Source organism: Georgenia sp. M64 (assembly GCF_038049925.1).
Taxonomy (GTDB): Bacteria; Actinomycetota; Actinomycetes; order Actinomycetales; family Actinomycetaceae; genus Georgenia.
Genome location: NZ_CP145809.1, coordinates 2988045 through 3013131, shown reverse-complemented (window position 1 = coordinate 3013131; position 25087 = coordinate 2988045). Strand labels below are relative to the sequence as shown.

At 74.3% G+C, this 25087-nt stretch carries 26 protein-coding genes; 14 read left to right on the top strand and 12 right to left on the bottom strand.

Features of this window, described 5'->3' with window-relative positions; translation table 11 throughout:
* Positions 1-70 precede the first annotated feature (70 nt).
* The gene (locus tag AAEM63_RS13525; RefSeq protein WP_341358768.1) at positions 71-1258 is read left to right on the top strand and encodes an LLM class flavin-dependent oxidoreductase; all 1188 of its coding nucleotides are present in this window, start codon (positions 71-73) and stop codon (positions 1256-1258) included.
* Positions 1259-1286: 28 nt separating this feature from the next.
* On the top strand, positions 1287-1904 hold the full coding sequence (locus tag AAEM63_RS13520; protein WP_341358767.1) for an FMN reductase: 618 nt from the start codon (positions 1287-1289) through the stop codon (positions 1902-1904).
* 61 nt (positions 1905-1965) lie between these two features.
* On the opposite strand, the gene AAEM63_RS13515 is transcribed toward AAEM63_RS13520, so the two are convergent.
* Both AAEM63_RS13515 and AAEM63_RS13510 read right to left on the bottom strand, forming a co-directional pair.
* A complete protein-coding gene (locus AAEM63_RS13515; RefSeq protein WP_341358766.1) occupies positions 1966-2484 on the bottom strand; it encodes an Rv3235 family protein in 519 nt (172 codons plus the stop codon).
* On the bottom strand, positions 2481-3494 hold the full coding sequence (locus AAEM63_RS13510; RefSeq protein WP_341358765.1) for a hypothetical protein: 1014 nt from the start codon (positions 3492-3494) through the stop codon (positions 2481-2483). Before AAEM63_RS13510 ends, AAEM63_RS13515 begins: the two co-directional genes overlap by 4 nt.
* A gap of 341 nt (positions 3495-3835) precedes the next feature.
* On the opposite strand from AAEM63_RS13510, the gene AAEM63_RS13505 reads away from it, so the two are divergent.
* Entirely contained in the window at positions 3836-4360 is a 525-nt protein-coding gene (locus tag AAEM63_RS13505) for a hypothetical protein (RefSeq protein ID WP_341358764.1), read from the top strand.
* On the opposite strand, the gene AAEM63_RS13500 is transcribed toward AAEM63_RS13505, so the two are convergent.
* Entirely contained in the window at positions 4317-4565 is a 249-nt protein-coding gene (locus AAEM63_RS13500; protein WP_341358763.1) for a helix-turn-helix domain-containing protein, read from the bottom strand. The two genes, AAEM63_RS13505 and AAEM63_RS13500, sit on opposite strands and share 44 nt — an antisense overlap.
* 122 nt (positions 4566-4687) lie before the next feature.
* Here AAEM63_RS13500 and AAEM63_RS13495 point away from each other — a divergent pair, with 122 nt between their 5' ends.
* From AAEM63_RS13495 to AAEM63_RS13485, 3 genes are read left to right on the top strand one after another with little or no spacing between them, the layout of a single operon-like run.
* Positions 4688-5398 carry a hypothetical protein gene (locus AAEM63_RS13495; protein WP_341358762.1) on the top strand — a complete coding sequence of 237 codons (711 nt, stop codon included), beginning with the start codon at positions 4688-4690 and terminating at the stop codon, positions 5396-5398.
* Complete coding sequence (locus AAEM63_RS13490; RefSeq protein ID WP_341358761.1) at positions 5395-6819, top strand: hypothetical protein; 1425 nt, start codon at positions 5395-5397, stop codon at positions 6817-6819. The genes AAEM63_RS13495 and AAEM63_RS13490 overlap by 4 nt, the downstream gene beginning before the upstream one ends.
* A 25-nt stretch (positions 6820-6844) precedes the next feature.
* On the top strand, positions 6845-7330 hold the full coding sequence (locus AAEM63_RS13485) for a hypothetical protein (protein ID WP_341358760.1): 486 nt from the start codon (positions 6845-6847) through the stop codon (positions 7328-7330).
* Here the strand turns inward: AAEM63_RS13485 and AAEM63_RS13480 are convergent.
* From AAEM63_RS13480 to AAEM63_RS13455, 6 genes are all read right to left on the bottom strand, one after another.
* Entirely contained in the window at positions 7327-10425 is a 3099-nt protein-coding gene (locus AAEM63_RS13480) for an SMC family ATPase (protein WP_341358759.1), read from the bottom strand. The two genes, AAEM63_RS13485 and AAEM63_RS13480, sit on opposite strands and share 4 nt — an antisense overlap.
* Positions 10425-11630 (bottom strand): exonuclease SbcCD subunit D C-terminal domain-containing protein, encoded by a 1206-nt coding sequence (locus tag AAEM63_RS13475; RefSeq protein WP_341358758.1) that lies wholly within the window; start codon positions 11628-11630, stop codon positions 10425-10427. Before AAEM63_RS13475 ends, AAEM63_RS13480 begins: the two co-directional genes overlap by 1 nt.
* 75 nt (positions 11631-11705) lie before the next feature.
* A complete protein-coding gene (gene hisN, locus AAEM63_RS13470) occupies positions 11706-12509 on the bottom strand; it encodes a histidinol-phosphatase (protein WP_341358757.1) in 804 nt (267 codons plus the stop codon).
* Positions 12510-12545: 36 nt separating this feature from the next.
* A complete protein-coding gene (gene rsgA / locus AAEM63_RS13465; protein WP_341358756.1) occupies positions 12546-13577 on the bottom strand; it encodes a ribosome small subunit-dependent GTPase A in 1032 nt (343 codons plus the stop codon).
* Positions 13578-13587: 10 nt separating this feature from the next.
* A complete protein-coding gene (aroA, locus tag AAEM63_RS13460; protein ID WP_341358755.1) occupies positions 13588-14922 on the bottom strand; it encodes a 3-phosphoshikimate 1-carboxyvinyltransferase in 1335 nt (444 codons plus the stop codon).
* A gap of 95 nt (positions 14923-15017) precedes the next feature.
* Positions 15018-15515 carry a DoxX family protein gene (locus AAEM63_RS13455; RefSeq protein WP_341358754.1) on the bottom strand — a complete coding sequence of 166 codons (498 nt, stop codon included), beginning with the start codon at positions 15513-15515 and terminating at the stop codon, positions 15018-15020.
* A gap of 252 nt (positions 15516-15767) precedes the next feature.
* Here AAEM63_RS13455 and AAEM63_RS13450 point away from each other — a divergent pair, with 252 nt between their 5' ends.
* The 6 genes from AAEM63_RS13450 to AAEM63_RS13425 all read left to right on the top strand — a co-directional run bounded on the left by AAEM63_RS13450 (position 15768) and on the right by AAEM63_RS13425 (position 21494).
* The gene (locus tag AAEM63_RS13450; RefSeq protein ID WP_341358753.1) at positions 15768-17273 is read left to right on the top strand and encodes a DUF222 domain-containing protein; all 1506 of its coding nucleotides are present in this window, start codon (positions 15768-15770) and stop codon (positions 17271-17273) included.
* Between the two features lie 237 nt (positions 17274-17510).
* Positions 17511-18137, top strand: coding sequence for a sigma-70 family RNA polymerase sigma factor (locus tag AAEM63_RS13445; protein ID WP_123920030.1), 627 nt, complete (start codon positions 17511-17513; stop codon positions 18135-18137).
* Positions 18134-18454, top strand: a complete 321-nt coding sequence (gene rsrA, locus AAEM63_RS13440) for a mycothiol system anti-sigma-R factor (protein WP_341358752.1) — start codon at positions 18134-18136, stop codon at positions 18452-18454. Before AAEM63_RS13445 ends, rsrA begins: the two co-directional genes overlap by 4 nt.
* A gap of 336 nt (positions 18455-18790) precedes the next feature.
* Complete coding sequence (locus tag AAEM63_RS13435) at positions 18791-19783, top strand: zinc-binding dehydrogenase (RefSeq protein ID WP_341358751.1); 993 nt, start codon at positions 18791-18793, stop codon at positions 19781-19783.
* Positions 19784-20037: 254 nt separating this feature from the next.
* Positions 20038-20847: a DUF4097 family beta strand repeat-containing protein gene (locus tag AAEM63_RS13430; RefSeq protein ID WP_341358750.1), complete on the top strand. Its 810-nt coding sequence runs from the start codon at positions 20038-20040 to the stop codon at positions 20845-20847.
* Positions 20848-20891: 44 nt separating this feature from the next.
* Positions 20892-21494: a hypothetical protein gene (locus AAEM63_RS13425; RefSeq protein ID WP_341358749.1), complete on the top strand. Its 603-nt coding sequence runs from the start codon at positions 20892-20894 to the stop codon at positions 21492-21494.
* Between the two features lie 50 nt (positions 21495-21544).
* Here AAEM63_RS13425 and AAEM63_RS13420 read toward each other — a convergent pair whose 3' ends face one another.
* Genes AAEM63_RS13420 through AAEM63_RS13410 form a run of 3 tightly spaced genes read right to left on the bottom strand, consistent with a single transcriptional unit; the run spans position 21545 to position 24037 of the window.
* Positions 21545-22078: an ester cyclase gene (locus AAEM63_RS13420; RefSeq protein WP_341358748.1), complete on the bottom strand. Its 534-nt coding sequence runs from the start codon at positions 22076-22078 to the stop codon at positions 21545-21547.
* Positions 22069-23304: a 4Fe-4S dicluster domain-containing protein gene (locus tag AAEM63_RS13415; protein WP_341358747.1), complete on the bottom strand. Its 1236-nt coding sequence runs from the start codon at positions 23302-23304 to the stop codon at positions 22069-22071. The genes AAEM63_RS13420 and AAEM63_RS13415 overlap by 10 nt, the downstream gene beginning before the upstream one ends.
* Before the next feature lie 4 nt (positions 23305-23308).
* On the bottom strand, positions 23309-24037 hold the full coding sequence (locus AAEM63_RS13410; RefSeq protein ID WP_341358746.1) for a molecular chaperone TorD family protein: 729 nt from the start codon (positions 24035-24037) through the stop codon (positions 23309-23311).
* A gap of 212 nt (positions 24038-24249) precedes the next feature.
* On the opposite strand from AAEM63_RS13410, the gene AAEM63_RS13405 reads away from it, so the two are divergent.
* Together AAEM63_RS13405 and AAEM63_RS13400 are read left to right on the top strand one after the other, a co-directional pair.
* On the top strand, positions 24250-24540 hold the full coding sequence (locus AAEM63_RS13405; protein ID WP_341358745.1) for a DUF6457 domain-containing protein: 291 nt from the start codon (positions 24250-24252) through the stop codon (positions 24538-24540).
* On the top strand, positions 24537-25004 hold the full coding sequence (locus tag AAEM63_RS13400; RefSeq protein WP_341358744.1) for a molybdenum cofactor biosynthesis protein MoaE: 468 nt from the start codon (positions 24537-24539) through the stop codon (positions 25002-25004). Before AAEM63_RS13405 ends, AAEM63_RS13400 begins: the two co-directional genes overlap by 4 nt.
* Positions 25005-25087: the final 83 nt, after the last annotated feature.

Genomic DNA, 25087 nt, shown 5'->3' with positions numbered 1-25087 from the left:
GGAATAGCCGCACAGGGGTCGTGGTTGACGGACATGTACATGCAGATGCATCGAAATGAGAGGCGCGGTCATGCAGTTCGGAATCTTCACGGTCAGTGACGTCACCACCGACCCCACCACGGGGCGCACCCCCGACGACACCGAGCGCGTCCGGGCCATGCTGCGGATCGCGCAGCACGCGGACCAGGCGGGGCTGGACGTCTTCGCGACCGGCGAGCACCACAACCCGCCGTTCGTGGCGTCCTCGCCGACGACGATGCTCGGCTACCTCGCCGGGACGACGAAGAACATCGTCCTGTCCACCGCGACGACCCTCATCACGACGAACGACCCGGTGAAGATCGCCGAGGACTACGCCATGCTGCAGGTGATCTCGGACGGGCGCATGGACCTCATGATGGGCCGGGGCAACACCGGGCCGGTGTACCCCTGGTTCGGCAAGGACATCCGCCAGGGCATCAACCTCGCCATCGAGAACTATGCCCTCCTGCGGCGCCTCTGGGAGGAGGAGGTCGTGGACTGGCAGGGGAAGTTCCGGACCCCGCTCCAGGGCTTCACCGCCACCCCCCGCCCGCTGGACGGCGTGCCGCCGTTCGTCTGGCACGGCTCGATCCGGTCCCCGGAGATCGCCGAGCAGGCCGCCTACTACGGTGATGGCTTCTTCCACAACAACATCTTCTGGCCCCTGTCGCACACGCGCCGGATGGTCCAGTACTACCGGGAGCGGTTCGAGCACTACGGCCACGGGCCGGCGAACCAGGCGATCGTGGGGCTGGGCGGCCAGTTCTTCGCCCGGAAGAACTCCCAGGACGCCAAGGCCGAGTTCCGGCCGTACTTCGACAACGCCCCGGTCTACGGCCACGGGCCCTCGATGGAGGACTTCTCCGCCGAGACCCCGCTGACGGTGGGCTCACCGCAGGAGATCATCGACCGCTACGCGGCGATGAAGGACGTGGTCGGGCACTACCAGCGTCAGCTCTTCCTCATCGACCACGCCGGGCTGCCGCTGAAGACCGTGCTCGAGCAGATCGACCTCCTCGCCGAGGAGATCGTCCCGGCGCTGCGCAAGGAGAACGAGGCAACCCGGCCGGCCGACGTCCCGTCGGGTCCCCCGACCCACGCCGAACGCGTCGCGAAGGCGCGTCAGGCGGGCACCGCCGCCGGTGGCCACGTCGCCGGCGAGGACACGTGGACCGGCCGGACCGCCGAGGACGACACCGCCGCCGCTGACCGCGCCGGCGCCGCCTTCGGGCTGTGAGAGCACCGACCAGGAAGCAGGATCACTCATGAGCGAGCGCACCATCGTCGTCGTCTCGGCGGGCCTGGGCCGGCCGTCCTCCACCCGGTTGCTGGCGGACCGTCTGGCCGGCGCCACCGTCACCGAGCTCGACGCGCGCGGGGTCACCGCCACCGTCGAGACCGTCGAGCTGCGGGACGTCGCGCACGAAATCGTCAACACCATGCTCACCGGCTTCGCGACCGGAGCCCTGGCGGAGGTGATGGACAAGGTGACCCGCGCGGACGGTCTCGTCGCGGTCACGCCGATCTTCACCACGACGTACTCGGGCCTGTTCAAGTCGTTCGTCGACGTGATCGACAAGGACGCCCTCGTCGGGATGCCTGTCCTCCTCGGCGCCACCGGGGGAACCGCGCGGCACTCCCTGGCGCTGGAGTACTCGGTCCGGCCGCTGCTGACCTACCTGCGCGCCGACGTCGCGACGACATCGGTCTTCGCCGCCACCGAGGACTGGGCCGGGGAGACGGACACCGTCAACCCCCTGCCGAACCGGATCGCCCGGGCCGGTCGTGAGCTCGCGGAGATGGTGGCGGCCCGCGAGAACGCCGGACCGGCGGACCTCTACGGCGACGTGCCGTCGTTCGACCAGATGTTCCGGAACCTGTAGCCGGTCAGCCGGTCAGCCGGTCAGCCGGTCAGCCGGTCAGCCGGTCAGCCGGTCAGTCGAATCAGCCGATCTCCAGGGCGGTGGCCCGCCAGCGGCCGCGGTGCGCCTCGAGGCGCACCGCGGCCGCTCGCACGCGTTCACCGTCGTGGACCACCACGGAGGCCTCGACGGCCCCGGGTCCCACCTCGCACACGTGGACCCGCCGCACCATGGCCCGGCGTGCGACCGCCGGCCGCCCCAGCACCCGCACCGCCAGACCTGCCCGGCGGGCGAGGGAGTCGTACAGCTCGGAGCTGAGCCAACGAGCCAGCTGCGCCGTCGGACGGACACCCAGCAGGGCCTCGACGGCGGACCGCACGAGCGCCCCCGCCCACTGCTGAGGATCGGGAAGCTCACCCGGCTCCCCAGGCGGGTCCTGCGACGCCCGGGCCGCTGCCGGGCCGGTGAACCGGACCCGGTCCCACGGGCGGGCGGAGGACGTCCGTGGCACGTCCGTGGCGGCCAGGCCGTGCGGGGGCCGTCGCACCGCGCGGTGCGGCTCGCCCGCCGTCGGTGGCCGGGTGACGGTCGGTGTACTCATGGGATCTCCTCGCTCGGGGCCTGGAGCAGCTGGCCGGGATGGATGAGGTCGGGGTCGGGACCGATGGTCACGACGTTCTCGCGGTACCAGCGCGGCCAGGCGGCGGCCACCTCAGCGTCGCTCGCGCCCGACCCGAGGTGTCCGGCGGCGACGCTCCACAGGGACTCGCCGGCGCGCACCAGGTGCGCGGCCTCGCCGTCACGGGTGACCTCCGACCCGCTGGTGTCGGCGGGGCCCGGCACAGAGGGGGAGGGGGCCCGGTCGGCGCTGGTCGGTGCACCCGGCGTGGCCGGGGGCGCGGTCGCGGTTCGTGCGACCGGTGCTCCGGTGGACGGAGCGGTGGGGTCGGGAGGCAGAGGTGAGCCCACGGAGGGGGTCTCCGTCGTCGCCCCCCGCGCCTCGTCCGGTCGGGGAGCGGACGTCGGGGCCGGGCCGGCGAGCTGGTCCGGCCGTCCGGGGTCGGACTTTCTCGGTGCCGCGCCGGTCGCCGCCGCGGCGCTGGTCGCCCTCGGTGTGCCTCCCGACGGTGCGCCGGGGGTCCCGGCCGGGACGGCCGCGGTGCTGGGCGGGGCGGGGACGCGCTCGTCCGGGCGCTCGGACGGCGACGGTGCTCCCCAGCCCAGATCGGCCGGCACCGGGTCGACCTGTTCCGCCGAGAGGGATGGTGCCTCGACCGTGGTCGACGGCCCGTCGGTGGGGGCCGCCATGGCGCTCGTGCTGACGGCCACGCCCAGCCCCATGGACGCCACTGCTGTGGTGGCGAAAGCTCGACGCAGCGCTGGTGCGCCCCAGCGCGTGAGCCAAGCCTGGAGCCGCGTGGTCGTGCCACCGCCGCCCCGCGCGAGCAGCAGCGCGGCCGCGGTCAGCGCGCTGAGGAGGTACCAGCCGGCGACCGCCGCTCCGACGAGGACCAGGGCGAGGGCGACCACGTCCGGCAGGTCGGAGCTCCGCAGCGGCATGGTCTCGACGAGCGCGGCCGCCAGCTCGCGAGCATGGAGGGTGAGGCCCAAGGTTGCGAACGTGGACCCCACGAGGACGACGGGCACGGTGACCGCTGCAGCGCCGCCGCGGGCGGCACCGCTCCGGACGGATCCCGCTTCTGCCGCCCTTGCGGTACCGCTCCCAACGGATCCCGCTTCTGCCGTACCCATGCGTCCTGCCTCCGTGTCGATGGGTCGCCCTGGATCAGTGATGATGACGTTTGATGCACTTTGATGACATTAGGTCTACAGCAAGGAGGCCTCGGGGTAAAGCACCTCCTGTGATCTGTGGACATCAGCGCTCTGATCTGCGACGACGTGTGCGCCGAAATCGGACCATCCGGCGTCCGAAGTGCCCTACGGTGCACAACGTGCGGTGGGAAACGCTCTTCCAGGACCTTCAGAGCCAGTACGACGCCGCCGCGCGCGAGGAGCAGGACCACCAGGTCGCCGAGCTCACGGAGGCCGAGGTCGGGACGGTCCACCTGTCCGACCGGATCCGTGCGAGGACCGGCTCCGACCTGCGGGTGCGGTTACGGTCCGGCGACGGTCTGCACGGACGGGTGCTGGATGCCGCCCCGCAGTGGTTCCTGCTCGCGGAGGGCGATCGGCGCACCGTGGTCCCGGTGGACGCGGTCGCGATGGCATGGCCGCTGGGCCGGGTCGCGCCCGAGGCCGGTGTGGCGGAGTCGCGCCTGCGGATCACCCACGTGCTGCGGGGTCTGGCGCGATCGGAGGTCCTCGTGCAGGTCAGCAGCGACGCCGGCCGCTACACGGGCTGGCTCGAGCGCGTCGGGGCCGACCACGTCGACCTGCGCCCGCAGCGCCCCTCCGTGCGCGGGGAGGACCTGGTCAGTCTGAGCCTGAGGTCGTTGCTGTCGGTGAGTCATCCATGACGCGCCCGCTCTCGATCCGCTCGCGGGTGCGGGCGTACTGCTGCTGGATGTACTCCTCCAACGAGGAGATCTCCACCCGCCACTGGTTGCGGCCACCCACCTGGATCGCGGGGAGCTCGCCGGAGCGGACGAGCACCCGGACCTGCGCCACGGAGACGGCGAGCTCCTCGGCGACGTCGGCGAGGGTGAGGAAGCGTTGCGCCATGTCCACATCATCCCACCGTCACCGCGCATCCCGGTGCATCGCGGGGCAGCTGTGGACATCTGACGGCACCACCGGGCATCAACGGGCACGATGGGCCGTGGCCGACGACGAGGGGGACCACGATGGTGCACGATGACGCGGTGCGGCGACTGCGCCGGCCCACCTGGCGTGACCCGCGGCTCGGGGTGGGGGTGCTGCTCGTCGCCGGCTCGGTGGCTCTGGGAACCTGGGCGGTACGGGACGCGGCCGACACGGTCGAGGTCTACGCGACCCGCGAGGCCGTCACTCCTGGGCAGTCCCTGGACGCATCGGCGCTCGTCGTGCAGGAGGTGCGGCTGGGGGCGCAGGAGAGCCTCTACCTCCGGGCGGACGCCGACCTGCCCGAGGGAGCAGTCGCGGTCCGGACCGTTGGGGCCGGCGAGCTCGTGCCGCGAAGCGCGCTCGGGCTCGCCGACGACGTGGATGCGCGCCCGGTCGTCGTCCCGCTGGACGCGTCCGTCCCGGCGGACCTCGCGGCCGGCTCCGTGGTCGATCTCTGGCTGGCCCCACCGCCGCCGGTGAGCGGCCTGGGCGAGGACGGGCCCGCGGAGCCGTCGCTGCTGGCGGCCGACCTCGTGGTCTCCGACGTCGTCGAGGACGAGTCCATGTTCACCGGGGGAACCGGCGTGTCGGTGGAGCTGCTCGTCCCACGGCTCGACCTGCCTCAGGTGCTCGCTGCGCTGCCCGGAGACGGCCACCTCGTCGTCGTCCCGACGTTCGGCGGCGATCTGCCGGACGTCGCGGCACCCACCGACGCGGCGACCGGACCGGCGGGGACGGACGGCGACGCGTGATCGGGGTCCTCGTCGCCCTGACCGGCCCGGAGGAGACCGACGTGGTCCGCCGCCTGGACGCGCCGGGCAGCGGGACCCGGGTGGTCCGGCGCTGCGCCGACGTCCCGGAGGTGCTGGCCGCGGCGGTGGCCGGTCTCGGCGAGCTCGCCGTCCTGGCGGCCGACCTGCCCGGGGTCGACCGACCGGCCGTGATGGGGCTGCGCACGGCGGGGGTCGACTGCGTCCTCGTGGCGGCGCCGGAGGAGCTCGAGCGCTGCGCCGCGCTCGGCGCCACGGAGGTCGTGACGAGCGCCGACGCGCTCGTCGACGCGGTCCTCGCCCGGACGGTGCGTGCTCGAGCCTCCGGAGAGGGCCCGGACGGTCTCGGGACCGACACCGACACCGAGACCGGGACCGGGGGTGCACCAGGCGGCGCCCAGCCCGGCGGCCGGACCGTCGACGTGACGGGCGCCCGGTCGCGATGCGAGCCGGACCTCGAGCCGGACGATGCGGGTGGGGCCGAGGTCCGTGCCCGCGGTCGGGCTTCCCCGGCGTCCGTCGACAGTGGGCCGGCGGTTTCGGACCTGCGCCCGCCGGGACGCCTCGTCGCCGTGTGGGGCCCGCCCGGTGCGCCCGGGCGCACGACGGTCGCGGTCTCCCTGGCCGCGGAGATCGCGCTGCTCGGCAGGTCGGCGCTCCTCGTCGACGCCGACACCGACGCCCCCTCGGTCACCCAGACGCTGGGCCTCCTCGACGACTCGTCGGCGGTGGCCGCCGCGGCGCGGCACGCCTCCCACGGGCGACTCGACGCACCGACGCTCCGGGCCCTGTGTCCCAGGGTCGAGCCCGGGATGCGCGTGCTCACGGGCCTGACGCGGGCGGACAGGTGGCGCGAGCTTCCCGCGGCCGCTCTCGACGTGCTCTGGGAGGTGGCCCGCGAGGTCGCCGACGTCACCGTGGTCGACCTGGGGCCGGGGCTGGACGAGGCCGCCGGCGCGGACCAGGCCTACGGGCCGCGCCGCCACCAGGCCGCCACATCGGCACTCGGGGCCGCGGACGTCGTCGTCGTGGTCGGCTCCGGTGAGCCGGTGGGGATGCGGCGGCTCGTCATGGCCCTCGGCCAGCTGACCGAGGCCGGTGTGCAGCCGCCCGAACGGGTCGTCCTGGTGAACCGGCTGCGGGCCTCCGCAGCGGGACCGGCCCCGGAGGAGGCCGTCCAGGAGGCGCTCGCCCGGTTCGGTGGGGTCACCGACGCGGTCATCGTCCCTGACGACCGGCCGGCGACGGACCGGGCGCTCCTCCAGGGCAGGACCTTGGCCGAGGTCGCCCCGACCTCGGCCGCCCGGCTCGCCCTCGAGCAGCTGGCCCGCCGGCTGGCGGGGGAGAGCCGTCCACGTCCTCGCGCCCGGTTCGGGCTGCTCCGCATGGCGCGGAGCCGCTGAGCGCCGATCGCGCCACACTGTGACCATGCGCCTGTACCTGCCCGCCACCTCTGCCGACCTGCGGTCCGGCCTCACGCCGCGATGGGCCCACGCCGTCACGACCGGGTTACGAGCCGAGCTCCCGGAGGAGGACGACGAGGGCCTGGAGATGGTGGCGACCCTCGCCGCCGCCGACGAGTCCGTCACGCTGCTCGGGTCCGGCACAGCCCCCGCGGCGGCGGGCGGGCACGTCGCGCCGCGCAGGGTGGTGATCGTCGCCGACATGCCGGACTCCGCCGTCCTCGTGCCGGAGGTGCTCGGCGAGGAGCAGCTCCCCACGGCGGTCGAGGTCGTCGAGCCGGTCGACTGGTCCGAGGTGGTCGCGATCCTCGTCGACGAGCCGGAGGCCGAGCAGGACGTCCTGGCTGCGGCGGGTGGTGACGAGGAGGCGCTCGAGCGGGCCGCCGAGCGCGACCTCCTGTGGTTCGACGTGGTCGAGCTGGCGGACCTCCGCCGTGAGCTCTCCGCCTAGCAGCGCACCCGCAGCGTCGACGCCCCGTCCCGGGTGCGCCGGACCTCGATGCGCTCGGGGATCCGGTCCTTGAGCTCGGCGACGTGCGAGACGATCCCGACGGCACGGCCGCCTTCCCGGAGACGGCCCAGCTCGGCCATGACGGCGTCGAGGGTGGCCGGGTCGAGCGAGCCGAACCCCTCGTCGACGAACAGCGTCCCGAGCTCGACGCCGCCCGCCTCGGCCCGCACGACGTCGGCGAGACCGAGGGCCAGGCACAGCGAGACGTAGAACGTCTCGCCGCCCGAGAGGGTGCGCGGGTCGCGGGGCGTCTCGGTGACGTGGTCCTGCACCTGCAGGCCCAGGCCGGCGCGGCGTGAGCGCTGTCCGCCCTCGCGCTCGTCGATGCGTTCGAGCGAGTATCGGCCGTCCGACATCTCCGCCAGGCGGTCGTTGGCCGCGGCGACGACGTCCTCGAACCGGCGCACCAGCACATAGGTGGCCAGCGTCATGTCGGTCATGTCGGTGGCGTTCGTCAGCGCCGCCGCGCGCAGGAGGGGGGCGGCCTGCTCCACGTCGCGCGTGTGGGCGGCGAGGTCGGTCTCGAGCCGGTGCGCGGCGTCGGTGACATGGGTGGCGGTGAGCTCGGCCTCGCGGGCGGCGGCCGCGGCGTCGGTGAGGTCCGCCATCGCCGCGGCGTGGGCTGCTGCCGCAGCCTCGACGTCCGGCTGCTCGTCGCCCGCGAGGCTGCTCACGGCCGGCTCGGCGAGCTCGGCGGTCACCCGCTCGACGGCGCTCTCGTGGCGTCGCACCGACTGCTCGAGCCGGGTCCGCTCGTCGGGCGGGAGCGCACCGCGGTGCGCTGTCTCGGCGTCGCGGAGCCCGGTCTCCGACAGTGCCCTCTCGAGCTGGGCGAGGGCGTCGTCGCGCGCCAGGGTGGCGCTGCGCCGCTCGAGGATGGCGTCGAGGAGGGCCAGCGCGGTCGTGGCGCGGCGCTCGAGCGCCCTCGCTCGTTCAGCGACCGAACCGGCGGGACCGCAGGCGAGAGCGCACCGTGCCTGGTCCTCGCGCAGGCGGGCGGCGAGCTGCTCGAGCCGCTCGGTCTCGACGGCGAGCGCCGACTGCGCCCTGCCCAGCTCTGCGGTGAGCCGGGCAGTCTCCGCGTCGTGGTCTGCCAGCTCCTGGTCGAGCTCGGCCGAGCGGTAGATGGCGGCCTTCGCGTCCGCCACGGCCCGCTCGGCATCCTCGAGCGCGGCCCGTGCGGCTGCGACGTCCAGGCCTCCCGCGAGGTGGTGCAACCCGGCCAGCTGCTCTCGCAGACCGGCCACGCGTGTCCGCGCACGGACGAGGACCTCGTCAGCGGCTTCCCGGACCGCCGTGGCCGCAGCGACCTCGTCCTCGGTGGCGTGCTCGGGGGAGAGCTCCGCCGGGGCGGGGTGCTCGACCGACCCGCACACCGGGCAGGCGGCGTCCGGCACGAGCTCGCCCGCCAGCGCGCCCGCCATGCCGGCCACCCATCGTCGTCGTGCCGCGTGCTCCGCATCGGCGGCTCGGACTGCGGCGGCCGCCCGGTCGGCCATCTCCACCTCCGCCGCGGCGAGGTCGCGGGACCGGTGGGCCGCCTCCGTCGCGGCGTTGACCCGGGCGCGTGCGTTCGTCGCGGCGGCCTGGGCCTCGGCGTGGGCCGCTCCCGCGTCCCGGAAGGCGCTCATGGTCTCGACGAGCAGCTCGCGTGCCGCAGGGCGCTCGTCGAGCAGGTTCTGCGCGAGGGCGTAGGCGACCGTGTCGGCCTCGTGCTGCGCGCGGGCCGCGGACAGGCCCGTTCCACGGGCAGCGAGCCCGTCCTCCAGCGTCACCAGGGCCGACAGCGAGCCCAGCTCCGCGGTGGCGGCGTCGTGGGCGGCGCGGAGGTCGTCGACGTCGTCAAGCGAGGCCAGGTCGGCGTCGGGGCCCAGGTCGAGCCGCTCGCACGTCTCGTCTGCCTCCACGAGGCTGCGGCGTGCCCGGTCGAGCAGAACCAGCACGGGCGCGACGGACGCGGCCCGCCGGGCGAGATCGAGCCTGGCCACCTCGGCAGCCACGGCGCCGTCCCGCGCGGCGAGCGTCTCCTGCTCGGCCAGGAGGATGCGCCGGCGCTCCACGAGGTCGGCGAGCTGCTCCTCCGCGTGGAGCCGCGTCCGCGCGCGCTCCTCGGCGACCCGTGTCTCCTCGCGCAGCGCCGCCGCGGCGTCCACGACTCTCCGGGCGGCCGAGCGTGTCTCCGCGGTGATCCGGCACAGCGCCCGGTGGTCCATCGCGGCGGCGGCGTCCAGGACCCGCCGGGTCGACTCGTCCTGGACCGCTGCATCGTCCTGGACCGCTGCGCCGTCCTGACGCGCTGCCTCGTCCTGGACCGCTGCGTCGTCCCGGCCGGCACCCGCCTCCTGACCCGCCGCGGTGAGGCGCTGGGCGGCCTCGGCGAAGGAGCGGGCCGAGCCCGTGACCTCGGCGCGAGCCCGCTCGACCGCCGCCCGCGTGTCGCGGGCCATCTCGGCGAGCGTGCGCTGGAGCCGCTCGTAGATCTCGGTGCCGAAGACGTCCTGCAGGACGGTGCGGCGGTCCTCCGGACGTGCCCGCAGGAACGACGCGAACTGGCCCTGGGGGAGGACCACGGTCTGGGTGAACTGTGCCCGGTCGAGGACGACGATCCGGCTCAGCTCCGTCCCGACCTCCTGGACGTGGGCGGAGACCGGCTCACCCTCGTCGCCCACCGCCGCGAGCCGCCAGAGCCGAGCCCGGGCGTTCTGCTGCGTGAAGCCGCCGCCGCGCTTCTTGGGCCGACGGAAGGTGGGTGAGCGCCAGATCCGGAAGATGCCGGCGGCCGTCGAGAAGGTCAGCTCGACGGACGGCTCCGCCTCGGGACCGGCGAAGTCGGAGTGGAGCCGGTCGTCGGAGGCCTCGGCGCCCGCGACCTTGCCGTAGAGGGCGAAGACGACGGCGTCGATCACGGTGGACTTGCCGGCACCGGTCGGCCCCTCGAGGAGGAACAGCCCGGAGGTGGCCAGGGCGTCGAAGTCGATCTCGTGACGGCCGGGGAAGGGGCCGACGGCCTCCAGGACGAGGCGGTGGATGCGCATCAGGCGCTCCGATCCCCGGCCAGGACGGACTCGTAGGCCCGGCGCAGGACCTCCAGCTCGGCCTCCTCCGGGGCGCGGCCCCCGGCGGTGAGGAGGAACTGTGCGGCGACCTCGAGCGGGTCCTGCGCGGCGGTGACGGCGCTCGGGCCCGAGGCCTCCAGGAGCCGCGCGGGCCGGTGCTGGACCACGAGGGCGTGGGGGAACCGCCGGGTGACCGTCGCCCACAGGTGCTCCGGCCGGGCGTCGTCGGTCACGGTGACCCGCAGCCAGTGGTCCGCACGGTCGTCGTAGGCGCGGGAGAGCAGCTCGCTCATCGTGCCCGTGACGTCACCGAGCCGGCGCGGGACCGGCGCCTCGAGGAGCCGGACGTCGCGGACACCGTCGGGACCGAGGTCGACCAGCGTCGTCGACTTGCGGTGGTGCTGCTCGGAGAAGGAGAACGCCAGCGGCGACCCGGCGTAGCGCATGACCGGGTCGGTCCCCTCACGGCCCACGCGCTGAGCGCCGTGGAGGTGGCCCAGGGCGACGTAGTCCAGGCCGCCGAGCGGCCCGTAGACCCCCGAGGGGACACTGTCCACCCCGCCCACCCGGATGTCGCGCTCCGACTCGCTCACGTCCCCGCCGGTGACGAACGCGTGCGCCAGGAGGATGGCCGGGACCCGCCGCTCGTCCGAGGCGCGGCGCGGGCTGAGGTCCTTCTGGACGCGCCGCACGGCGGCGGAGGTCACCGCCTCGTGGGACCGTGCCGGCCGGACGGTCCGACCGTCAGGTCCGTCGTCGGCGAGGTCGTCGCGGGCCATGTAGGGGTCGAGGTAGGGCAGGGGGTAGACGTACGCGCCGGCGTCGCCGTCACGGTCGGGCAGGGTGACCGGGGTGCCGATCTCCGCCACGCGCGACCGCACGGACAGGCGGTCGCGGAACATCGCCGCGCCGAACCCGAGCCGGGCGGCGGAGTCGTGGTTGCCGGGGGTGAGGACGACGTGGGCGGCCTCCGTCAGCCGGGCGAGGGTCTCGGAGAGCAGCTCCACCGACCCGACCGGGGGGACGGCACGGTCGTACACGTCACCGGCGACGACGACGGCGTCGACCGCCTCGTCGCGCACCACCTGGACGAGGTGCTCGAGGAACGCCTCGTGGTGGACGCCGAGGTCCACCCCGTGCAGGGTGCGGCCCAGGTGCCAGTCGGAGGTGTGGAGGATCCGCATGTCCGTGACGCTAACCCGGCCCACCGACATCGACGCCGAGTGACACGGCGAGGGGCACTCCGGTCCTCGGGCGGGTCAGTCCTCCTGGGAGGCCAGCTCGGCGAGGACCGCCTCGTGCAGGAGGGAGTTCGTCACGACCGCGCTGCCGCCCCAGGGTCCGTCCACGCCCTCGAGGCTGGTGAACCGCCCGCCCGCCTCGGTGACGATCGGGACGAGCGCCGCCATGTCGTACAGCTCGAGGTCCGGCTCGCAGGCGATGTCGACCGCCCCCTCGGCCACGAGCATGTAGGACCAGAAGTCGCCGTAGGCGCGGGTGCGCCACACGTTCTGGGCCAGGCCCAGGAACGCCCGCAGGCTGCCCCGGTCCGCCCACCCGTCGAGCGAGGAGTAGCTGAGGGAGGCGTCGGCCAGGTCGCCGACGGCGGAGACGTGCAGCTGACGCGCCGCCGAGAGCGACCGGCCGGTCCAGGCGCCGGAGCCGCGGGCCGCCCACCAGCGCCGGTTCAGCGCCGGTGCGGAGACGACGCCGAGGACGACCTCGCCGTTCTCGACCAGCCCGATGAGCGTGGCCCAGACGGGCACCCCCCGGACGAAGTTCTTCGTCCCGTCGATGGGGTCGATGACCCACTGTCTCGGTGAGTGGCCGGTGGTGCCGAACTCCTCCCCGAGCACGGAGTCACGCGGCCGGGTCCGGGCGAGCTGCGCCCGGACGATCTCCTCGGCGCTGCGGTCGGCGTCCGAGACGGGGGTGAGGTCGGGCTTGGACTCCACCCGGAGGTCCTGCGCGCCGAACCGGGACATGGTCTGCCCGTCGACCTGGTCGGCGACGACGTGCGCGAGGCGCAGGTCGTCGGTGTAGCGGCTGGCGGCTTGCTGCATGGCTGGCACGGTACCGCGCCCGCGCGGTTCGGCCGGTCAGGCCTCCGCGGCGCCGGAGCGTGCGGCGAGCAGACGGCGGAACGAGTCCAGCCTGGCCCGGCCCGCGTCCCCGGCCGAGCCGCTCGCCACCCACTCGTCCAGGGCGCAGTCCGGGGCGTCCTCGGCATGGCTGCAACCGCGCGGGCACTGCGCGGCGACCTCGGCGAGGTCGGCGAAACCCCGCAGGAGGTCGTCGGCGCCGACGTGGCTCAGGCCGAACGAGCGGACCCCCGGGGTGTCGATCGCCCAGCCGCCACCGGGCAGGGGAAGTGCGACGGCGGACGAGGAGGTGTGCCGGCCGCGGCCCGTGACGACGTTCACCACGCCAGTGGCACGGAAGGCGTCGGGCACCAGGGCGTTGACCAGGGTGGACTTGCCCACCCCGGAGTGCCCGATGAGCACGGAGACCCGTCCCGTGAGGCGCTCGCGCAGGGCGTCGAGTCCGCAGATCTCGTCCCCGACGATCGAGGTGACCAGCGCGGTGACGTCGAGGGCCTCGTACTGGGCGAGGAAGGGGCCGGGGTCGGCCAGGTCTGCCTTGGTCAGGCACAGGACCGGCTCCATCCCCGCGTCGTAGGCGGCGACGAGCGTCCGGTCGACCATGCGCGGGCGTGGTTCGGGGTCGGCGAGTGCCGTGACGATGACCAGCTGGTCCGCGTTCGCGACGATGACGCGCTCCACCCCGGGGGCGTCGCCGTCCTCCGCCGACCGGCGCAGCACCGATGTCCGCTCCTCGACCCGGACGATGCGCGCGAGCGAGTCCTTGCGGCCGGAGACGTCTCCGACCACGCCCACCCGGTCGCCGACGACGACGGCGGTCCGGGCGCCGCGGCCGAGCTCGCGCGCCTTCATGCCCGTGACGCGTGTGCCGTCGTCCGTGAGGAGGTGGTAACGACCCCGGTCGACGCCGAGCACCATCGCGCCCACGGCGTCGGCGTGGTCCGGACGGTTCTTGGTACGGGGCCGGTTCCCGCGGGGGTTCGGCCGTACCCGGACGCGATCGTCGTCCGTGCCGGTGTCCCGGGCCATCAGCGGGTCCTCATCCGAGAAGCATCCCGTGCCACATGCCGGTGAAGTCGGGCAGCGTCTTGGCGGTCGTGGCGACGTCACGGACCCGCACGCCCGGCACCCGCAACCCGATGATCGCCGCAAAGGTCGCCATGCGGTGGTCGGCGTAGGTCTCCAGCTCGGCGCCGTGCAACGGCGACGGGTCGATCTCGACGCCGTCCGCCGTCTCACGGGCCCGACCGCCCAGCCGGCCGATCTCCGCGACGATCGCCGCGAGGCGGTCGGTCTCGTGGCCCCGCAGGTGCGCGATGCCGCGCAGCCGTGACGGCGTGACGGCGAGGGCGCACAGGGCCGCGATCGTGGGCGCGAGCTCGCCGACGTCGTGCAGGTCGGCGTCCAGGCCCAGGATCCGTCCGTCGGCGGGGCCGGTCACGCTCAGCGTCCCGTTCTCGAGGTGCACCCGGGCGCCCATCCGGGCCAGGAGGTCGCGGAGCCCGTCGCCCGCCTGGGTGGTGGTGGAAGGCCAACGAGGCACCCGCACGGTGCCACCGGCCGCCAGGGCGGCTGCGAGGAACGGACCGGCGTTGGACAGGTCGGGCTCGACGACGATGCGCCCTCCCGAGACCGGTCCGGGATGGACCCGCCACCGCGTGGGTGCCCACTCGGTCGTCCCGCCGGCCGGGGAGCCCTCCTCGGTGAGCTCGTCGACGCGCACGCCGCGCTCGCGCAGCACCGCCACCGTCATGGCGACGTGCGGCAGGGACGGCAGTGTGGCACCGGTGTGCCGGAGGTCGATGCCGGCGTCGTAGGCGGGTGCGGCGAGGAGGAGGGCCGAGACGAACTGGCTTGACCCCGAGGCGTCGACGTCGACCGCGCCCCCTGGCAGGGAACCTGCGCCGTGAACGGTCATCGGCAGGACGGCGTCTCCGCTCGAGTCCGTCGCGCTGTCGACACGCGCTCCGAGATCGCGCAGCGCCCTGACGACGGGCCCCATGGGGCGCTGTCGGGCCCGCGGGTCACCATCGAGTCGGACGTCGCCGTCGGCGAGGACGGCGAGCGCGGGGACGAAACGCATGACGGTGCCTGCCAGCCCGCAGTCGACGTCGGCGGGGCCGTGCAGACGGGCGGGGGTGACGTGCAGGTCTGCGCCGGTCTCCTCGACCGAGACGCCGAGCGCCCGGAGCGCTCCCACCATGAGTGCCGAGTCACGGGAGTGGAGAGGGGCCACCAGCTCCGTGGGCCCGTCGGCGAGCGCTGCGAGGATCAGGTAGCGGTTCGTGAGGGACTTGGAGCCGGGGACGTCGACGACGGCGTCGAGCGGTCCCGTGGCGACGGGGGCGGGCCAGGGATCCACAGGCGTCGTCATGGTTGCGAGGGTAGTGCGCGGCACGGACGTGGGCGGTGCCGTCTCCCGAGGCCGGGTGGACGCCCGACTCCCCGGGGCCCGGTAGGCAGCAGCGGTCAGCTCTTGTACCGCTGCTTGAGCGTGGTCCTGACCTCACGGAGCTCGGCGCGATGATCCTTGGCGTTGGCGTAACGCCAGGAGAGGGAGGGCTTGCCCGCGAGGTCGGCGGCCGCGAGCAGGAGGCCGCCTGCGATCCCGGCTCCGCGCAGGAGCCCGGAGAGCTGTTCCTTGCGCTCGGCGCCCGAGCGGGCGGTCCAGGCGGGGTTGTTCACGACAGTCAGCGGGATGTTGATGACCGCCAGGGTCAGCGCGGCAGACCGCGGGTTCCGGCCGGTGGCGAGCATGAGGCCTGATAGCGCGCTGATGACGCCGACGGCGCGCGTGAGCATGGTGGCGTCCGCGGTGAGGACCGGGGGCAGGCCGGCCCTCTCCATCGCCGGGGCGACCTTCTTGAACCTCGCCACGTGGCCTGCCGGACGGATCGCGGCGTCGAAGCCGTCGACGATGAAGGCGGAGGCGAGCAGGGGCCGGGCGACCAGACGTTTGAGGCTCATAACACATTGCTACCGCACCAGCGGCCGACCGGCGACCTGATCGGCCGTTCGATCATCCACCCAGAACGGGAGGCGACAGGGGAGGGGGACGGCGAGCGGTGGTGGCGGGGCGACGGCATGGCGAATGCCCTGTGGATTCGCGTGGTTTTCCACAATTTGAAATACACAAGTCGGACCTCTTGTGTGGCCGAACGGGCGTTCGATAGCGTGCTGGGAAGGAGATGGACTCGACCCGGAGAAGGGGTGAGGTGGATGAGCACCGACGGCGCTGCGTCCGTCCCGTCCCGCCCGGGGGCCGCGTCCACCGGTCCCGGCACGTCGCCGTCGTCGGCGGCGTCGTCGGCGGCGTCGGTGCCGGTGTTGTCGTTGTCGGTGGGGTTGGCGCGGGTCGTGGCCGAGGTCGCGGCGGTCCTCGAGGTCGATGTGCTGGGTGCGGCGGGTCAGGAGGTCCTGGACGCGGTCACCGCCGTGGAGGGGCTGCGCCGTCAGGTCGAGGCCCTGGCGGGGCGGGTCCTGTCGGCGGTGGACGCGCACGGGCTGTGGGCGACGGACGGGGCCCGGTCGCTGCCCGCGTGGTACCGGGCCCGGACCGGCCGCACCGATGTCACCGCCCGGGTCGAGGTCGCCCGGACCCGGGCGCTGCGCGATCACCTGCCCGCGACCGCGGCGGCGCTGGCCGCCGGGCGGGTCGGCCCGGACCACGCCGCGGCCCTGGTCCGTCACGCCCTGACCACCGCGACCCTGCGGGAGCGGTTGGCCGACCCCGACACCGGTGAGGACTTCCTCCTGGCCCACGCCCAGGACATGGACGCCTCCGCCTTCACCCACCTGGTCAGGGCCTGGGCGATCCGGGCCGACCCGGCCGCGGCGGACCACCGCTACCGCGCCGAGACCGACCGGGAAGAGCTCTACCTCTCCCGCACCACCGGCGGGTGGTCGATCAAGGGCTGGCTCAGCGAGACCAGCGGCGAGGTCCTCAACACCGCCCTGACCGCCCGGACCGGCACCCCGGCCCAGAGCGACCCGGCCACCCCGGCCCAGCGCCGCGCCGGGGCCCTGACCGGCATCGCCCGCCTGGCCCTGGACTCCGGGACCCTGCGCCCCCATGCCCGCACCCGCCCCCACCTGGCCGTGACGGTGCCCTTCGACACCCTCCACCGCCTCGCGACCTCCCCCGACCCCCGCTGCGCCGGCGGTGCCGAGGGCGCGGGCAGCGCGTTCTTCGCCCCGACCGCCCCGACCGCCCTGGCCGGCCTGGCCGGCCTGGCCGGGTGCGGGTGCGGGCAGGGCGGGTGCGGGACGGTGATCTCCACCGACTACGACACCACCGCCATGATCGGCGCGGACCCGGCGACCCTGGCCGACGGCACCCCGCTCCCGCACGCCCTCCTGGCCCGTCTGGCCTGCTCCTCCGGCATCCACCGCGTCGTGTTCGGGCCCGACTCCCAACCCCTGGACGTCGGCCGCGAGGAACGCCTCTACACCACCGCCCAGACCCGGGCGATCATCGCCCGGGACCGCCACTGCCAGTACCCCGACTGCACCGCACCACCCGGCGAGGGCGAGATCCACCACTCCCTGTGGTGGTACGCCCACCACGGCCCCACCGACACCAACAAAGGCATCCTGCTCTGCTGGCACCACCACGACCACGTCCACGCCCGCCGCATCACCATCACCCGCGAACACCACCGATGGCGATTCCACCGCCACGACAACACCGAGATCCTCCCCACCACCCACCACCTCGCCGCCTGACGAAGACCGAGCAGGCACGCTTCTCGGAATGCCCCGGCACGCGGCTCGGTTGTAGGAGACATGACCGCGATGCTCCAGGCCCTGGCCCCGAACCTCTCGCCGGTCCAACCCTTCGCCCTGACGGACCACTCGAGCTCGGTCGACCCGTCGCCCGTCCGTTCGGAGGCGGCGGCAGCCGGTTTCCCGCTGACCGAGCCGGCTGGGAGCGCCACCGGCTTGCAGGCCGGGCTAACCTGGATGTCGATGACCGAGAGCCACGAGGGTGACCTCGACCGCACCTCCGACGGCGAGACCGACGCCGAGCGGTCGCTCCGCTTCGAGCAGGACGCCCTGCCCTACCTCGACCAGCTCTACGGCGCGGCGATGCGGATGACCCGCAACCCCGCCGATGCGGAGGACCTGGTCCAGGAGACCTTCGCCAAGGCGTTCGCCGCCTTCCACCAGTACCGGCCCGGCACCAACCTCAAGGCCTGGCTCTACCGGATCCTCACCAACACGTTCATCAACTCGTACCGCAAGAAGCAGCGCGAGCCCCTGCAGTCCGACGCCGACTCCGTCGAGGACTGGCAGATCCACCGGGCGGCCTCACACACCTCGACCGGTCTGCGTTCGGCCGAGGCGGAGGCGCTCGACCTCCTGCCCGACTCGGAGATCAAGGACGCACTCAACCAGCTTCCGGAGGACTTCCGCCTCGCCGTCTACCTCGCTGACGTCGAGGGCTTCGCGTACAAGGAGATCGCCGAGATCATGGCCACCCCGATCGGGACGGTGATGTCCCGGCTCCACCGGGGACGACGGCAGCTGCGGGAGCTGCTCGTCGACCATGCCCACGAGCTCGGACTTCGGACGGAGGCCAAGGCATGACCGAGGACAATCCCGACCTGATCGACCGCGCCGAGCGAGCGGTGCGTGAGCGCTCCGGAGACGGTCGCTGCACGTGCGAGGAGCTCCTCGACAACCTCATGGAGTTCCTCGACTCCGAGCTCGACGAGGACCAGTGCGCGCGGTTCCGCGCCCATGCCGACAACTGCCCCACCTGCCACGAGGCAGCTGACGCCGAGCAACACATCCGGGCCCTGCTGCGACGGTCCTGCTCCGAGGTTGCGCCCAGCTCGCTTCGCGTACGGGTCGCCTCCCAGCTCAGCGTGCTGAGGGTGACGAGCGTCCGAACCTTCGAGTGAGGTCCGCACGTCCGAGAGAGGTCCGCACGGTCCGATGACCTCCACACGTCCGGGTGACGTCCGCACCGATCCCCAGCGCCAACCGGACCCGGTGAAGCGCGCCGAGCGCGAAGTGTGGGATCATGATCGGCGAGATTTCGCCCGTCGCCCGGCGGACGATGAGCCGAGCAGCAGGAGACAACCATGAGCAAGCGCGGTCGCAAGCGCCGTTCCCGCAAGGGGAGCGCCGCCAACCACGGCAAGCGTCCCAACGCCTGAGGACTCGTCCTCCAACGACGGGCCGGTCACCACAGAGGTGACCGGCCCGTCGTCGTCCCCGGACCTATCGTGATGGTCATGCGATGCGCCTACGTGAGGACCCAGAGCACCGACGACCCGCTGTCCGGGCTCGTGGTGGGCGACCTGCCCGATGGTGGGGCGCCGGCGGATGACTGGATACCCGTCACGGTGCGCACGGCCGCACTCAACCACCACGACCTGTGGTCGCTGCGGGGTGTCGGCCTGCCGGCCGAGCGGCTCCCCATGATCCTCGGCACCGACGCCGCAGGGACGCTGGAGGACGGCACCGAGGTCCTCGTCCACTCGGTCATCCCCTCAGCGTCCTGGACCGGGGACGAGACGCTCGACCCGCGGCGCACGCTCCTCTCCGAGCTCCACCAGGGGACTCTCGCCGAGCGGGTCTGGGTGCCCAGCCGCAACGTGGTCCCCAAGGCTCCCGAGCTGACGTGGGCCGAGGCGGCCTGCCTGCCGACGGCATACCTCACCGCCTACCGGATGCTCTTCGACGCTGCGGATCTCAGCCCCGGCCGCACGGTGCTCGTCCAGGGCGCGGGAGGCGGGGTCGCCACCGCCGCGATCGTCCTGGCACGCGCCGCCGGGCTGCGGGTGTGGGCCACCTCCCGCAGCGAGGCCAAGCGCGAGCGTGCCCTGGACATCGGCGCGCACGCGGCCTTCCCCACGGGAGCGCGACTGCCCGACCAGGTCGACGCCGTGCTCGAGACGGTCGGGGAGGCCACCTGGGGGCACAGCCTCCGGGCGCTGCGGCCCGGCGGCACCGTCGCGGTCGCCGGCGCGACCTCCGGGGCCATGCCTCCGGCAGAGCTCAGCCGCGTGTTCTTCCGCTCGCTGCGGATCATCGGGACGACGATGGGCACCCGCCGGCAGCTGCTCGACCTCCAGCAGCTCCTCGTCGCCAGCGGCACCCGGCCACTCATCGACACCGTCTTCCCCCTCGCCGAGACCGGCGCCGCACTCCACCGGATGGCCTCGGGTGAGGTCAGCGGCAAGCTGGTCGTGGACGTCGTCGGCGAGTCCGAGCCGCAGCCCTGATCAGCGCGGCCCTGACTCCCCGGCTCCTTGCCGCGGATCGAGGGCGTCGCCCCCGACGCCCCCGCGCCCCGGCGGCCCGCCGGGGCGCGGGGGCGCCGTGTTCGGCGGTACCCGCACCCTCGGTGGCTCCGAGCCGCCCGCGACCGCTGCATGCCGCCACGGGACCACTGCATGCCCCCACGGGACCACTGCATGCCGCTCCGGGACCTCTGTGTGCCGCTCCGGGCAGCCTCGGAGCGCGTTACCGTGGCGCCATGGCTACGCGCTCGTGGATCGTCCCCGGACCGGCACGGCACGACGTCGAGGGGGTGGACGCACTACGGGTCCAGCTCGTCGCCGGAAGCGTGTCGGTCCACGGCCACGACAGTGACCACGTGCACGTCGAGGTCGCCGAGGTGACCGGCAACCCGCTCGAGATCTCGGTGGAGGGGACCCGCCTGAGCATCGGCTACCCCACTCTCGGGTGGGACGGCTGGGCCCGACGCCTGGGCTCGTACAGCTCCTCCGACGTCGCCCGCCTCACCGTGCACGTCCCGCGCGGAACCACCGTCCACGTGGCGACGGCCACCGCCGACGCGACGGTCTCCGACGTCGCCGAGGACCTCACGCTCATGACCGCCTCCGCCGCCCTCCGGGTGCTCCGGTGCCGCGGGGCCGCCACCCTCCGCTCGGCGTCGGGCACCATGGAGGTCAGCGACCACGTCGGCCCGGTCCGCGTCTCGACGGCCGCCGCGCGCACCGACGTCACCGGGGAGCTCCCGCGCACCGAGATCACCTCGGTGGCGGGCAACATCTCCGTCACGACGACGGCGCACTCGGCAATGGCCGATCTCGCCACGGTCTCGGGCGCCATGCGGGTGCAGCTCCCGGCCGGGACGGGGCTGTCGATGACGGCGCGGACGGTCACGGGTCAGGTGCGGGTCGACGGCGTCGACCGCAGGCCCGGCGGGCTCACTCCCACGACGGTCGAGGACCGGGGCGACGGCGCGGTGTGCTTCCTTACCACGCGCTCCGTCGCCGGTTCGCTCGACGTCGTCCGTGGCGCCCTGGGGACCTCCGCGTGAGTGGCGGCGTGACGGGGCCGACGGGCGCGGGCGCGGACGGGCGTGTGGCTCCGGTGGAGGGCATCGGTGATGACACCGTCGCCTCCTTCCACGCGCAGGTGGCGCAGGCGGCGCGCGACCGGGCCGGCTCCTGGGACGTCGTCGCCGAGATCCTCGACCCCCCCGGGGTGAGGCTGGCGGAACGGTTGCGCTCAGGAGAGCTCGCGACCGAGCTCCGCCTCGCCGCACGCTGGCTCGGTGGTGACGCCGAGATCTTCGCCGGCGACCTCATGCGCCTGGACGTGCACGCCCGCGGGGCGCGACGACGGTCCCTGGACTCCGACCTGGCGACGCTCACCGACGACCACCACCTGCTCGGTGACGACGTGCCCGGCCTCGCTGCGGGCGCCCGGCAGATCGCCGCGACCTGTCACGACGAGGCGGCCGCCTGGGCGGCAGGCGACACCGCCGGCGGGCGGTCGCTGAGAGCGCGCGAGCAGGAGCTCATCGCCGGCCGTCTGCTCCCCGCCCTTCCCGACGCCGCAGGACGGCTCGCTCGCGACGGTGCGTCGGTGGTCACGCGGGCCCTCGGCAGCCTGGTCCTGGCCGTGCTCTCCGTCGAGAGCGGACGGGACTACCAGCGCGCCGTCCTCGGTCCCGACGCGTGACGTCGCAGGGGCCGGCCGGCCTCGTGTGAGGCCCCGGCGATCGTCCGGGCTCAGCGCCGACGTGCCCTCCTGACCCGGGCGGTGATGATCGTGCGCGCCCGGTCGGTGAGGATCGTCGTGAGCACACCGGCGCGGAAACGCAGCTCGTCGGTCTCGGGCATCACGCCCAGCTGCTGGAGCAGGGCGAAGGTGTCGAACGTCGTCGTCCACTCGCCCACGGCCTCGTCACGGAGCCGCATGAGCGTGGTGCCGCGGATGTGGAAGGACCGGCCGGTGACCGGCAGACCCATCTCGAGGTGGCCGCTCAGCGTGCCGGTCGCCGTCCATGTCGCCATCACGGCCGGTGGCTCGAGCCGGGTGAAGAGCTCGATGTCCTCGACCGGGAAGTGGATGTCGGGGAAGCCGGTGAAGGTGTCGGTGAGCTCCTCACGCACCGCGTCCTTGCCGTACAGGCCCACGTTGACCGGCCAGTCCCACAGGACGTCACCGGCCAGGTACCCGAGGACGGCGTCGACGTCGTGGTCGTTCCAGGCCCGGAAGACCGCCAGGGCGGTGCTCCGCAGATCGGCCTCGCTCAGCGGCATGGCAGACCCTCCCGTCCCGGCCGCGGGCGGAGCGCGGCCCTCACAGAAGGCTCGCCCCACGGTCCGGCGCGGGCAAGGGACGCAGGTCCTCCGGCGCCGGCCTGCTCAGACGGGTCAGGCGGCAGGCCGTCGCCCGGGCCGCCGGCGGCCGCCGGGCGCCCGGGGGCCGGCACGCTCCCGAAGGGGTGGCGCCGCCGGAAGTCGCACACCGGGCACCAGGCGCCACCCGACGTCGTGGGGAAGCGGGAGCCGCAGCGTCGGCACCGCGCGGTGGCGAGGGTGACGACCGGCACGGGCACGCCCGACAGGACATCCGCCCAGCTCCGGTGCCCCGCCTCCGTCAGGGCACCGGCCGGGCACAGGGTGACGCAGCGCAGGCACCCGTCGCACGCCGCCGTGAGCTGCTCGAGCGTGCCCAGGACGGGTTCGGTGCCGGACTCACGCCACGCCAGCGCCCCGGCCTGGCAGGCCTGGACGCAGACGCCGCAGGCCGTGCACCCGCGCGCGCTCAGTCGGCTCGCCGGCGCCGGGTACCCCTCCAGACCGTCGGTGCCGGTGGGGACGACGGCTGCCACCGCCGCGGCGAGCCGTCCCGGCGCGACGGTGTCCGGGGGGAGCCCCCGCCCGGCGCCGGGTCCCAGTCCGAGGAGCCCGCGACGGGAGACCGGCATGTGCGCGGCGTCGAGGACCCGGCGTGGGTGCCTGCCGCGGGACGGTCGGACGGGACGACCTCTGGTGCCAGGACGGTCGGGCAGATCCAGGGTCGCCCGCCCGGGCACGACCGTGGCGGTGCCCCTTGGCGTGACGGCGTGTTCGTCCTGGTTCGACGTGTCGGTCTGGGCGTCCCGGTCCCCGGCCGAGGTGTCGACCGGGTCGTCAGACGTGCGGGCGCCCGTGAGGACGAGGCGTCCCGGCGTCCCGGCGGCGACGACGGCGACGACGGGTCCGAGGTGCTCGAGCGCGCGGGCGGGGTCGGCGCAGCCGTCGAGGCAGACCCGCACCCGGCGCGCCCCGAGGTCGAGCAGCTCGACGAGCTCGTACGGCGCCACGGTGGCGGCACACCCCGGCAGCCGCACGAGGGCCCCCGCCCCGGCAGCCGCGTCGGGCCGGCCGGCCGCGCCCGTATCCCCAGGTACGTCTCGTCCCGGGTGCTCGGCGCACACCAGGACGAGGTCGACGGGCTCGGGCTGGTGGGAGAGCCAGACCTGGAGCGACCGGAGCGTCACCGGCTCAGGCGAGGAACGTCGCCCGGGCGGAGGTCAGGGTGCCGAGCCCGAGGGCGGCGACGCCCTGGTAGAAGAAGGTGGTGGACGCGTTCGCCACCTGGGTGAGGCACCGCGGGGCCCACACGAGCAGGTGGTCCGAGAGGAACGACACGAGGCCGCCCAGCAGACGGCGGAGCTGGTCGTCGCGCCGGGACTCCAGCGCGTCCATCGCGCGTTCGCACAGGGCGGCGGCGAAGCTGAGCTCGAGGCCGATGTGGTCGTCCGGCTCCTTGTTCAGGCGCGGCGCCGCGAGCCCGAACGCGGCGTAGGCGGCCCGGACCTCCATGGTCTCGGCCTCGAAGAGCAGGTGCTCCTCGGAGCGGTGCACCGACTCGTAGGGCGGGGCCTTCATGCGCTCGGGGCCGACGAAGAGCCGGTTGTAGTCCCGGTGGACGATGTCCTGCTTCTCCCCGGCCAGGGCCGACTCGGCGAGCAGTGCGGTACCCCGGCGGCAGTCCGGGTCCATGAGCAGCGGCCACTCATCGAGCAGCTCGGGGTCGCGCACCCGGGCGAGGACGTACGCCGTCGGTGCGGTGAGCAGCAGCCGGGAGAGGGTGGTGAACGCCGCGGCGTAGTGGTCGAGCGTGACGGCGAGGAGGCTCCGGTCCTCGAGGAGGCGGTCGACGCTCGTCTCGACCGTGGTGTCGGGGCTCGCGGGTGGCAGCGGCTGCACGGGCTCGATGGCGGCGGTCATGACCATTCCCTCCGGTGGCTGCGTCCGGAACCGGGCGCACTCCTCATGGTGCCCCGGACCTTCGGACGCCCTGTGGGCCTTTCGCCCCAGCGGCGCTCCCGCGAGGCGAGGCGTGGGTCTCCGTCGCGGGGTGACGAAGGGCCCACGACGGGTGTGCCACCATGGCCGCACGCCCGTCGCGACGGCGCGGACGGACCCGTGGGAGGAGCACCTTGAGGGGCGACGAGACCGAGAAGATGGCCGCGATGAACCGCTGGCTCGACGCCGTGTGCGCCGAGCTCGAGGTCGACCGGTCGGTGATGGACGCCAACTCCGCCGCGCTGCTCCGGCTCATCAGCGACGTGGCGCACGGCCCCAGCCGCCCGGGGGCGCCGCTGACGGCGTTCCTCGTCGGCCTCGCCGGGGCGAGCGCGCCGGGACCGGCCGCGCCGGCCGTCGGCGAGCGCATCGCGGCGGTGAGCCGGCTCGTCGAGTCCTGGCCGGACGCCGGGGCGCCGGCGTGACCTTCGAGGGTGCGGCGGTCCCGGACCGCCTGACCGAGCCCGGTCACCGCGTCGCCCTCGCGGACGTGCGCGAGGGGCTGACGACCGTGGCCGAGTGCGCCGACGCCGTCGAGGACGCCGCGGCGGGGGCCGTGGTCACCTTCGGCGGGGTCGTGCGCAACCACGACGGCGGTCGTGCGGTCACCGAGATCGAGTACGTCGCGCACCCCAGCGCAGCCGCCCTCGTGGCCGAGGTCGCCGCCGACGTGGCGACCCGGTTCCCCGTCGACGCGGTCGCCGTCGTGCACCGGGTCGGGGTGCTGCGCGTGGGTGACGTCGCGCTCGCGGCCGCCGTCTCCGCGGCCCACCGCGCGGAGGCGTTCGCGGCCACGGCGGAGCTGGTCGAGGAGGTCAAGCGGCGGCTCCCGGTGTGGAAGCGGCAGGTCTTCGACGGCGGCGAGCACGAGTGGACGGGCAGCGCCTGACGGCGCCCCCGCACGCTGGCGGGCACGCGGGCCCGGTGCCGGCACCCGAGCAGTCGGGTACGCGCGTCCGCACCCAGGACGCG